1 protein-coding gene is annotated in these 286 nt (G+C 44.8%); it reads left to right on the top strand.

Annotated elements, in window-relative coordinates:
* The coding region (locus tag HC176_RS19200) for a hypothetical protein (RefSeq protein WP_167920560.1) at positions 1-286 on the top strand (286 nt) is incomplete at both ends.

Here is a 286-nt window from a genome sequence, read left to right as displayed (position 1 = left end):
CGCAAGGAAGTGCTGAAACAACAAAAAGACCTGGAAGAGAGCATTAAAGTTCACGCCGCCGGCTTTTTTGAACTGCTGAATGAAAACGGAATTGATACCGATTGCTTTAGTGGCGGGTATTGTCCAAAATTTTTCCTGAAGCTTCAAAAAGGTGATTTTAACGTCGGATTTTCCGCAGGCTGGCAGCTTAATCTGGCTGAAAAAGCCCTCTACGCATCGAAGTTAGCAGCCGACAAAAAAGCCCTTTTAGACAACCTACAGCCGCAAATCGTGGAGTATTATTCCG

This window comes from Tamlana crocina, assembly GCF_012037625.1.
The sequence above is the reverse complement of the archived record's forward strand: the minus strand, read 5'-3'. Positions and strand labels throughout refer to the sequence as shown.